General features: G+C 70.1%; 10 protein-coding genes and 6 pseudogenes. 7 read left to right on the top strand and 9 right to left on the bottom strand.

The features are described 5' to 3' along the window. A partial coding sequence (locus tag AB0442_RS40580) for a hypothetical protein (RefSeq protein WP_366168546.1) occupies positions 1–228 on the bottom strand: 228 nt, incomplete at its 3' end. 102 nt (positions 229–330) lie between these two features. On the opposite strand from AB0442_RS40580, the gene AB0442_RS40575 reads away from it, so the two are divergent. Further along, the gene (locus AB0442_RS40575) at positions 331–1,176 is read left to right on the top strand and encodes an IS5 family transposase (protein ID WP_366168545.1); all 846 of its coding nucleotides are present in this window, start codon (positions 331–333) and stop codon (positions 1,174–1,176) included. Positions 1,177–1,205: 29 nt separating this feature from the next. Here the strand turns inward: AB0442_RS40575 and AB0442_RS40570 are convergent. Further along, positions 1,206–1,401 (bottom strand): annotated as a pseudogene (locus tag AB0442_RS40570) (S24 family peptidase); the annotation flags it as partial. Between the two features lie 192 nt (positions 1,402–1,593). Here AB0442_RS40570 and AB0442_RS40565 point away from each other — a divergent pair. The 4 genes from AB0442_RS40565 (at position 1,594) to AB0442_RS40550 (ending at position 3,558) form a co-directional block, all read left to right on the top strand. Continuing rightward, positions 1,594–1,944 (top strand): hypothetical protein, encoded by a 351-nt coding sequence (locus AB0442_RS40565; RefSeq protein ID WP_366168544.1) that lies wholly within the window; start codon positions 1,594–1,596, stop codon positions 1,942–1,944. Further along, complete coding sequence (locus tag AB0442_RS40560) at positions 1,941–2,207, top strand: hypothetical protein (protein ID WP_366168543.1); 267 nt, start codon at positions 1,941–1,943, stop codon at positions 2,205–2,207. The genes AB0442_RS40565 and AB0442_RS40560 overlap by 4 nt, the downstream gene beginning before the upstream one ends. 23 nt (positions 2,208–2,230) lie before the next feature. Continuing rightward, the gene (locus AB0442_RS40555) at positions 2,231–2,788 is read left to right on the top strand and encodes a Uma2 family endonuclease (protein ID WP_366168542.1); all 558 of its coding nucleotides are present in this window, start codon (positions 2,231–2,233) and stop codon (positions 2,786–2,788) included. A gap of 194 nt (positions 2,789–2,982) precedes the next feature. Beyond that, positions 2,983–3,558, top strand: coding sequence for a DUF4232 domain-containing protein (locus tag AB0442_RS40550; RefSeq protein ID WP_366168541.1), 576 nt, complete (start codon positions 2,983–2,985; stop codon positions 3,556–3,558). A 700-nt stretch (positions 3,559–4,258) separates the two neighbouring features. Here AB0442_RS40550 and AB0442_RS40545 read toward each other — a convergent pair. The 5 genes and pseudogenes from AB0442_RS40545 to AB0442_RS40525 form a co-directional block, all read right to left on the bottom strand. After that, positions 4,259–4,840 (bottom strand): annotated as a pseudogene (locus AB0442_RS40545) (PHP domain-containing protein); the annotation flags it as partial. Continuing rightward, positions 4,807–5,097 carry a hypothetical protein gene (locus AB0442_RS40540; RefSeq protein ID WP_366168540.1) on the bottom strand — a complete coding sequence of 97 codons (291 nt, stop codon included), beginning with the start codon at positions 5,095–5,097 and terminating at the stop codon, positions 4,807–4,809. The gene AB0442_RS40540 and the pseudogene AB0442_RS40545, both read right to left, overlap by 34 nt. Then, on the bottom strand, positions 5,094–5,651 hold the full coding sequence (locus tag AB0442_RS40535) for a DUF6313 family protein (RefSeq protein WP_366168539.1): 558 nt from the start codon (positions 5,649–5,651) through the stop codon (positions 5,094–5,096). Before AB0442_RS40535 ends, AB0442_RS40540 begins: the two co-directional genes overlap by 4 nt. Before the next feature lie 70 nt (positions 5,652–5,721). Further along, positions 5,722–6,336, bottom strand: a complete 615-nt coding sequence (locus AB0442_RS40530) for a class F sortase (protein WP_366168538.1) — start codon at positions 6,334–6,336, stop codon at positions 5,722–5,724. A 107-nt stretch (positions 6,337–6,443) separates the two neighbouring features. After that, positions 6,444–6,962 carry a hypothetical protein gene (locus AB0442_RS40525; protein ID WP_366168537.1) on the bottom strand — a complete coding sequence of 173 codons (519 nt, stop codon included), beginning with the start codon at positions 6,960–6,962 and terminating at the stop codon, positions 6,444–6,446. A gap of 405 nt (positions 6,963–7,367) precedes the next feature. Here AB0442_RS40525 and AB0442_RS40520 point away from each other — a divergent pair. Further along, a pseudogene (locus AB0442_RS40520) lies at positions 7,368–7,799 on the top strand (potassium channel family protein); the annotation flags it as partial. A gap of 24 nt (positions 7,800–7,823) precedes the next feature. Here AB0442_RS40520 and AB0442_RS40515 read toward each other — a convergent pair. Next, positions 7,824–8,143 (bottom strand): annotated as a pseudogene (locus tag AB0442_RS40515) (IS110 family transposase); the annotation flags it as partial. A 250-nt stretch (positions 8,144–8,393) separates the two neighbouring features. Between AB0442_RS40515 and AB0442_RS40510 the strand changes: the two are divergent. Then, a pseudogene (locus tag AB0442_RS40510) lies at positions 8,394–8,942 on the top strand (HU family DNA-binding protein). Positions 8,943–8,983: 41 nt separating this feature from the next. Here AB0442_RS40510 and AB0442_RS40505 read toward each other — a convergent pair. Continuing rightward, positions 8,984–9,220: pseudogene (locus tag AB0442_RS40505) on the bottom strand (pyridoxal-phosphate dependent enzyme); the annotation flags it as partial. Positions 9,221–9,320: the final 100 nt, after the last annotated feature.

The following is a 9,320-nucleotide window of genomic DNA, read 5'->3' as shown; positions in this document are numbered from 1 at the left end:
CGTGGGGGCATACTTCACCTTCGACGCAGACTGGTACAGATCATGGCAGGGGCGAAAGTGAGATACCGGATGATCGCCATCAAAATGCCCACTCAGAGGATGTTCGCGTCGCTGATATGCCGGTTTGAGCTGGTTTGCCGCACGCCCGAAGATTCCATTAATGAGTCTTTTGTCGGGAATGCCGCCACCACTCGAAGGCTGATGCCGCTGCCGTTCGTCCCGTTTCAACCCGAAAGCTCCTGTCCGGTTCGAAGACCTCCCGAATAGTCTGCAATGGTTCACTCGGACGAGTGATGGTCGAACCTAACTCCCTTATGTAGCAGTGGAGTTATGACGATCCAGCCGAAGCGCAAAGCCTATCCGAGCGACCTTTCCGATGCCCGCTGGGCCCTGATGGAGCCGGTGCTGACCGCTTGGCGGGCCGAACGCCAGAAGACCTCGCTGGGGCTCGGTGGCAAGGTTGCCGATCTCCGCGAGGTCATGAATGCGATCCTCTATGTGAACCGCACCGGGATCGCCTGGCGCTACCTGCCACACGACTTCCCACCTCACACCACCGTGTTCTCGCACTTCAGCGCCTGGACCGCGGACGGCACGATCGAGAAGCTCGGCATCCGACTGCACCGGCTGGTGCGGGAGAAGGAAGGCCGGAATCCCGAACCGACCGCCTGCGTGATCGACGCCCAGAGCGTCAAGACCGCACCCAGCGTGCCAATCGAAACTCAGGGCATCGATGCCGGCAAGAGGATCGTCGGCCGCAAGCGCAGCATCGTCGTCGACACGCTCGGCCTGCTTCTACTCGTCATGGTCACCGCCGCGAGCGTCTCGGACAACGATGCCGGCAAGCAGCTCCTGACCCAGCTCGCCGCATCACACCCCACGATCACCAAGGCCTGGGTCGACACCGGCTACAAGACCCAGGCGATCGAGCACGGAGCGAAACTCGGCATCGATGTCGACGTCGTCCCACGAAACCCCCAGGTCAAGGGCTTCTCAGTCGTGCCCCGCAGGTGGGTGGTCGAGCGAACCTTCGGCTGGATCATGATGCACCGCCGACTGGCCCGCGACTACGAGACCAAACCCGAGCACTCCGAGAGCATGATCCGCCTCGCGATGATCTCGAACCTCGCCAAGCGAGCAACGGACGAAACCGTCATAACCTGGCACAATCCATGAACTATCCCGCATTCGAGCAGAACGTCCTCTCAGAGGCGGCGGAGCACCGCAACAACCTTCCCGAGGATGGTCGCCGGCCTCGCCGGGAATGGGCTCGTACGCCGGCTTGTGCGGCATCAGCCAGGCCCGGCCGTCCTTGCGCTTGAAACGCTTGACGGTGGCCCCGTCATCGAGCATGGCTGCGACATGGCCACCATTCTCGGCCGCTGGCTGCCGCCGCACGGACGAGCAGACATTGGCCAATGCAGCCCACACCCGCCAGCGCCGCGCGAGCCACCGCGCTGCCCTCGCCGTCGCTCGAGGCCACGCCGCCCCACTGCGTACCAGCCCGCCAGCACCTTGCAACGGTGCTCCGTGATGGCCCCGACTGTTCGCTCGATTCCGAGTACCCTCACACCGAAGGAGAGGAGTGCCGCCATGAGTCAGCCTGTACACGATGGGATCGAGCTCATCCCCCGGCCCGAGCAGAACCCCGCCGCGCTCAAGGCCGCGCTGGCGGTGGTTGCTGCGGACCGCCTTCCGGAGATGGTCGACGGGCAGACCCGGGCGATGGCCGAGGCCATCGAGACAGGCAGCGTCCAGCCGATCCGCAACTTCGTCGCGCACTGGGCCGCGGTGGTGGAAATCGAACGGCAGCCGGCCACCGCGCAGGCCTACCACCGGGCGAACTATCTGGCCAACCACGCCGCGACGGTCGCCGAGTGCCGCGAGCACGCCGCCACGGTCGCGAAGCTCTACCGCGCCGCCTACACGGCGGTGACCGGGTGACCTGGAGCTGGGAGTACCTCCCGGACCAGGAGCAGGTCGCCGGCGGCTGCCCCACCGACTTCCTCACTGCCGTCGAACTCCGGGCCGCCGAACTCGTCCGCGCTGCGGAAGCGCTCCACCTCGACGGCACCTCCTACCAGGGCAGCGGCGAGCCCATGCGCTACCTCGACGTCGCCGGCGGCCTCCTCGCCTACTACGTCGTCCCCCGCCTGGAACTCGTTGTGATCTGCCAGCTCACGCCCCCACCCGGCGAATCCCCGTGACCGGGAAAGCAACGCACGAATCGGTGGCAGTGCTGCTCAGCGGCCACGTCGGGCCCTGGACCGTCGACGACGTCCTGGCACTGCCCGAAGCCCCCTGCCGGATCGAGTTGGTGGGCGGAGCCCTGCTGGTCAGCGCGAACCCCGACGTCCCCCACCAGCGCGCCCGGTCCGCACTCGCGGCCCGGCTCGCCCAGGCAGCAGAAGCCGGCGCTGCGCAGCTCGAGGTGCTGCCCGCAGTCCCCGTGCTCGTGCCCGACGGTCTGCTGATCCCGGACCTGGTCATTGCCGACGCGGCCGCGGCCGCCGAAGCCACCAGCGCGCTGGACGCCGGTGCCGTCGTGGTCGCGATCGAGGTCACCGCAACTTCCACGCGTATGGCCGACACGGTGCTCAAGTCCGCCCTGTACGCCGCGGCCGGCATCCCGCACTACTGGCGCCTCGAACTCGAACCCGCCCCGCACCTCCACCTCGGCCACCTGGAACGCGGCACCTATGCCGACCGCCTCGTCCAGGCGGGCGAGACCACCGCGCTCACCGACCCGTTCCCCCTCGACATCGACCCCGCGGCGCTGCGCCGGTAACCGGCGTGAGGGACCGGGATGGCCTGGCCCCGCCAATGCGGCGGGGCCAGGCCATCCCGGTATGGGCGCTGCGCTTCGGTGGGCGATTTGTGCATTGCCCCGCCTGGAAGTAGGGCTCGGTGGGACGATGAGATGTCCATGGTCAGGCGCCTGTTGGGGGGTTGTCGTTGCCTGGCAACAAGCGGCGTATCGTCATGCGTGTGCGGGGAGCGGTTCTGGCCGCCGTGATCGTCTCGACAGCCGGGGCGATCGCCGGCTGCGACCGGTCGGAAGGGGCGGTGGCGGTCGCGGATAGGACGAGATCGCCGGGGCGGGCGGAAGTTGTGCCCGAGTGCGCACCCGCGCAGCTGAGCTGGATGCTCCGTGTCGTCGCCGAGGCCCCGAAGGATACGGACGAGCCACCCCGGGCCCGGCTCACCGCCACCAAGACCGGCCCCGGCCAGTGCGTCTTCGGCGGATACCCGTGGTTCCGGGTGCACATCGGGAAGGCCGAAGAGGCGGTCGCCGTCCCCGGACGGCAGACGCCCCCGCGGCACACCGTCCCGCCGGGTGCCTCGGTGAGCACCGACCTGTTCTACTCGGTGACGCCGGACACCAGCGGTCGGTGCTTCATGCCGGCCGATGCCTCGCCGCAGGCACAGGTGCTCCCGCCGCACGCCGCAGCCGACACGACGGCCTCCGCCCCACCGCTGACAGACCGCCAGGGGAACACCGTCCAGCTCGCCGTGTGCGGCGAGGACATCTGGATGGCCGCCCCCGTCCTCGCCTGACTCCCGAGCGACGAGGCCCGCGTCGACGATGTCCCCTGGCCGCTGATCAACACGCCGCAGGAGATGGCCGTCCGCGGTGTCGTGCGCCACTTCCAGCAGTGGAAGTGCATCGTCACCAGCCAGCGGACCTGCCCGAACGAGAAGAACGCCTATTGCGGCGGCTTCCACTTCGGCTGGCACCTGCCCGCCCTCTGCGTCCCCACCCGGCCGCCCACCGTCCTCGACCAGCTCGTAGCGGCCAGCGCGGAGGGCGAGATGGTCGCCATCCGCCTCCCCCCAGCACGATGCGCGCAAGAGCGCCCGGATGTGGGTCAGCGCCGCAGACCGCGACGCGTGGTGGAAGGTCGTCGGCCCACCGCCGTCGGCCAAAAAACAGGACGAACCCGCGAAGGACGAAGAGCTGTTCTTCACCGATGACGACATCGACCGCACCTGTCACTACGGCGAAGAGGCGCTGACCGTCAACGACCGCAGACCGCGCCGAAGCGGCTCAAGCCTCGCCTACACCTTCGACGACGTCCCGGAGATCCTGCGTCCTATCGAGGCGGTCCCTCGCCTGCGGATCGGCGTGCACGAACGAATCATGGCGACTGAACGACTGGGGTGCCCGCCCTGGAAGATCGGCCCCTGCGACCTCTGCTCCGGACCGGTCCGGAGGTACGGAGCATTCTGCGGCATCACCTGCGGCTCCTGCCGGGCCGACGGTGCGGGCGGCGAGGCGCAGCGAACCCGGTGCGGTACCGGATCGGCGGTGGTGGACGGCCTCCAGACGCAGGTGCGGCCCGAACGCCTCGCGCCACGGGGCGAGGAGCTTGGTGGCGGTGTCCGAACGGCTGGCGGCAAGTGCCCGCACCGGCTGGGAGCCGGGGCCGAGCAGCACGGTCAGGCCCTCGGCGTGCTCCTGGATCGCCTCCCACGGGACGACCGGTTGGCCGCCGCGCTCGGCTCGGGCGGCCCAGCCGGCGGTGATCAGCGCGCACAGGTTCGCCCAGCCGGCCTTGTCCCGGGCGAGCAGGGTGATCCGCGGTGCGGACTCGTCGACGAACGCGCCGCCGCGGGCCGGGGTCCGCCGCCGCTCCCCCGCGGCGGACCCCGGCTGGCCCGTTCGACCGGTCACGGCAGTGTCGAGCAGCGGAACCGCGAGGTCGGAGCCGAACAGCGGCCGAACGCCGGAGACGGCGCAGGCCTTCGCGAAGCGCACCGCGCCGGCCACCGTGTCGCGGTCGGTCAGCGCGAGCGCGCCGAGTTTCAGCTCGGCGGCGCGGGCGGCGAGTGCGTCCGGCAGCCAGGCACGGTGTGGAACGACAGCAGCACGTCAGTCACGGCGTTCTCCGCCCACTGCAGGATGGGGATGCTCTTCGATGTCGGGGTGGCGCGTTTGAGTACGAACGTCACCAGCTCTCTCCAGTGCTGTTCGGCGTGCTCCCAGTCCGGCTCCGCCGCGATGGCGGCGCCGGTGCGCGAGTGGAGGGCGCCGAAGGCCATGACCGCGGCCTCTACCTGACCGCCCTGTTTGTGCAGGTCGTGCAGCGAGATCACGCGCCTTCCCCCGGTGGCGGTGTCGGGGGCTGGGCCAGCTCGCGCAGTCGGCGCAGGACCTCCTCCAGCGGCTCGGCCTGGTGCGTCTGGACCTGATCGGTCACCAAGTAGCCGACCATGGCACCGACGAACGCCGGGATCGCGCCCCAGCCGGCTATGGACAGCAGCCAGGCACACCAGTGTGGGGCCACCCCGAGGTCAGCGGGCGAGGTGATGCCGATCATCACATCGTAGGCCTTCGCCGCGCTGTTCAGCAGGAAGGCGTTCAACACGAACAGGGCAGCGCACAGGCCCAGCACCCAGCTTGCGCGCGTCAGCAGCCAGTACGGGAGCCTGCCCAGCGCATGGCGCTCGGCCCACCGGATCCTGATCCGCTGCTCCCAGGTCGGCGGCGGTGGTGCCACCGGAGGTGGGGCGGGCGCCGGCGGGGGCGGAGCTGATGTCGTGTCAGGCTCGGGCACGGCCTTCACGTAGTCGTGGCGCGGGCGGTAGCGGACCTGAATCGACGGATCCGTGATGGCAAGGTCAGCGACCGGCCAGGCGGTTTCGTTCACTGCCGTCCGGAAGATCTTGGATCGGGCAGTACTGTATTTTCGTGTCAGACCCAGGGATGGGCCCGGCCGGTCAGGCCGGCACCGCCCTGCTGAGGTGGGCGTAGACGACCACGCTTCCCTGGTAGCCGGCGTTCTTGATGTAGGTGCCGCCGCAGGTGATCAGGCGTAGTTGGGGCCGGTCCGCGTCGCCGTACACCTGATCGCCGGGCACGGCGTCCTTCGGGTAGACCTCGACGGCGTCGACGGTGAACTCTGCAGTGCTCCGGTCGGCCCGGACGATGTCGATGGTGTCGCTCCGGTGCAAGGCGCCCAGACCGTAGAAGACGGCCGGGCCCTTGGCCGTGTCCACATGCCCGTCAATGACCGCGTTCCCGACGGTGCCCGGGGTCGCGCTCTGCCGGTACCAGCCGGCGAGGTTCCGGTCGTCCGCCGACGGTGCCGGCAGGTTCCCGGCCGTGTCCACTTCGACCTCGGTGACCGGCGCGTCGACGCCGATACTCGGGATGCGGATGCGGACGGGCTTCGAGAACCCCATCCCGACCGCCGCGGGTACGGCCGCGGCCGGGTCCTGGGACGTGCCGGGCGACGCGCTCGGCCAGGTGTCCGCCGCGGCCGGCCGCGGCGGAGCCGAGGTCCGGGTACCGGCGCGGATCAGCCCGGCCCCACTGCCGACGACGGCGACCACCAGGACGAGTGCGACGTGCGTCCCGAGCCGCCCGCGCCCCGTCCGACCGGCCGACGGCGCCCCACCGGGCAGCGCACGCCGGCCGGACCGTTGCCGGATCCTTCGCGTCACGCCCTGCTGCCGGCTGAACGGCGGCGCAGCACAACGGCGCCGCCCGCCAGTCCGACCGCAACCAGGGCGCCACCGGCCGCGGTGGCGGCGGTGTTCACCCCGGTCACCGAACCGCCGGTGCCGGCCAGTGAGGACTTCGGCACGAAGGCGGTGGTGGTGGGAACCTGGTCCGCGGGGCAGCTGACCACCGCGTGGGCCCCTTGAAAACTCACCTTCACCGACTTGTCGGCCAGGGTCTCGAACTGGGCGCCGGCCGGCGTGGTGAACTTCGTGCCGGGGCCGTCGGTGCTGAGGATCTTGCCGCCCTCGGTGATGGCCACCACGACCTTGCCGACGCCTTCGCAGGCGACGATGTCCCCGCTCTTGACCACGAGACTGCCGCCCTCGGTGCGGCCCGTGAAGGGAGAGGACGAGCCGTCCGCGTACGCGGGGCCCGCGAGCGTGGCCGTCGCGACGAGTATCCCGGCCGCGGCTGCCGCGGCCGCGCAGGCCGCCCTGTTGATCCGAGCTGACATCGGTGCTCCTCGCACATCACAGGACCGGCGGTATCTCCGCCGTCCGGTGCACGACCATCCCCAAATAAATCAGCTGATATGACTACCAAACGGGGGCCCCTGAGGACTCACCAGGTCAGCAGACCCGCCTGTCACCCGATCTGCTCAACCCTCGGCCCCTCGGCCCTGCCGGTTCGGCACACCGTCCGACCGACGGGTACGTGAAAGAAGTACCGTTCGCACGCGGCTCCCCCTCCGGCTCCACCGAGCCCCGGAACTCGACCCGTGCGCGGGCACGGCCCCGGAGCCTTGGGCGCTTTCTCATCGTCCCGGCAGGATTCGTGCCGGGCACGACCGGCAGGGCCGGCAGCGCCGGGCGCGGACGGCCCGGCCGCGAGATCGTGGCTCTACGGCGAGAGGAGACGTATGGGCTGGCTGGCGGCATCCGCAGGAACACTCATGGTGCTGCTCATCCTGCGGGATGTGTTCCACACCACCCGGCACGGCGGCCTCAGCAGACTGGTCATGACGCTCGCCTGGCGGACGGCCGCCCGACTCAGCTACCGACGCCGCAGGTCCGGTCTGGCGGGCCCCGCTCGCCATGGCCACCGTCGTGGCCTCTGGGCGCTGACCGTCACCACCGGCTGGGCACTGGTGTACTGGCCGCACATGTCCGGCTCCTTCACCTACGCCGCCGGTCTTGTCCCCGCCGAACACACGGGCTTCGTGGACGCGTTGTACGTCTCTCTGGTCAACCTCACCACCCTCGGACTCGGCGACATCGCCCCGACCACCGGTTGGCTGCGCATCGTCGCACCTCTGGAGGCCCTCATCGGATTCGCTCTGCTGAGCGCCACCGTCTCCTGGATCCTCGGCATCGTCACGGGCGTCGGTCTTCGCCTCGCCGGGATAGAGGTCGGCGATCCGGCGCATGGTCAGGCCGGGCAGATAGGCGATGCGGCAGCCGGTGTCGCGGGCCACGGCCAGCGGCAGAGCGCCGACGGCGGCCGAGTGGTCGACCACCACGAGCACTATCCCGTGCTTGGCCTGCAGTTTCGTGAACAGCTCACGGAGCCTGGGCTCGTTGTTGGGCAGTGCCTTGTCGAAGACCTTCTTGCCGGCCGGGTGAGCGCGCACGCGTGGTGCTCGCCCTTGCCGACGTCCAGGCCCAGATAGAGATCTATGCCGTCGGTGCTGGTCAACTACCCACCCCAGACTTCGCTCCCCGGCCTGTGGCATCGGCGTGCCGGCATCCACGTTACGGAGAGGCTGCCTCACCCGGTGCGGGATCGGCGCTCAAGCCCCTCATCAGCGGTCTGCCAACGCCTCCGAACCCGGTGACACCACTTTTTCGATCATGCTCGACAAGGGGCACACAGTCATGCCGGGCCGGGGGGCCGGGAACCCCGTTGCGGGGCCACGAAGAAGGTAACGGGGCAGCTCGTCGAGGCGGTGGCCGGGTAGCTCGGCAGCCGCGCCGCCGCGGAGGACGCCGTGGACGCGGTCCTCGACGCCATGGTGCGTGCCGTGGTGGCCGGGGAGCGGGTGCAGGTCACCGGCTTCGGCACGCTGGAGAAGGTCGAGCGGGCCGGCCGCATGGCGCGCAACCCGCAGACCGGCGAGCGGGTGCGGGTCAAGAAGACCAACGTGGCGTGCTTCCGCCCGGACCAGGGCTTCAAGGACCTGGTCTCCGGCGCGAAGAAACTGCCCAAGTCCGGGCCTGCCATTGCCAAGGCCCCCAAGGGCTCACTCACCGCGGGGAAGACCACCGCTGCCGCTCCCGCTCCCGCCCGCACGCGGGCCACGGCGAAGCGCGCCGCCGCCGAGTCCACCGCCCCAGCTGGTGCGAAGAAGACCACGGCGCGGAAGGCCACCGCGGTGGCGAAGAAGTCGACGGCGCCCGCGAAGAAGACCGCCACCACCGCGAAGCAGACCGCGCCGGGCGCGGCGGCAAAGAAGGCGGCGCCGGCCAAGCGCGCCACCCGCCGCGCCAGCGCCTGAGCCAGACGGGCCAGGCCCGGTGGGTACCCGGGCCTGGCTGCGTATGTGCTCAGGACGGCAGTGGCGCCAAACGCCTGCGCACCGCCGAGTTTCTGCCGGGGCGTCGTGGGGGGGGCGACCACGGTCACCGGGGCGCCGAGCAGCTGTCTGGCGAGGGCCAGGGCTTGGTCGTGGTTGCCAGGAGACGCCCCGATGACGCCGCGGCGGCGGCGCGCCGGGTCGAGAGCGGCGAGCGCGTTGCAGGCGCCGCGGAACTTGAACGACCCGGTGTACTGCAGCGCCTCCTGAAGGGTGTCAAAATTCCGATCAGGCCGCTGAGCTGGGTGTTTCCCGCAGGCCGTGGGGCGGTCTGATCGGGGTGGGGTGGTACGCGTTGAG

It is taken from the genome of Kitasatospora sp. NPDC085895, assembly GCF_040702125.1.
Classification (GTDB): domain Bacteria; phylum Actinomycetota; class Actinomycetes; order Streptomycetales; family Streptomycetaceae; genus Kitasatospora; species Kitasatospora arboriphila.
This window is presented reverse-complemented; position numbering and strand designations above follow the sequence as displayed.

Coding starts and splice junctions, on each gene's coding strand:
- AB0442_RS40575 (WP_366168545.1), top strand. CDS start 331: ATGACGATCCAGCCGAAGCGCAAAGCCTATCCGAGCGACCTTTCCGAT.
- AB0442_RS40550 (WP_366168541.1), top strand. CDS start 2,983: ATGCGTGTGCGGGGAGCGGTTCTGGCCGCCGTGATCGTCTCGACAGCC.
- AB0442_RS40565 (WP_366168544.1), top strand. CDS start 1,594: ATGAGTCAGCCTGTACACGATGGGATCGAGCTCATCCCCCGGCCCGAG.
- AB0442_RS40525 (WP_366168537.1), bottom strand. CDS start 6,962: ATGTCAGCTCGGATCAACAGGGCGGCCTGCGCGGCCGCGGCAGCCGCG.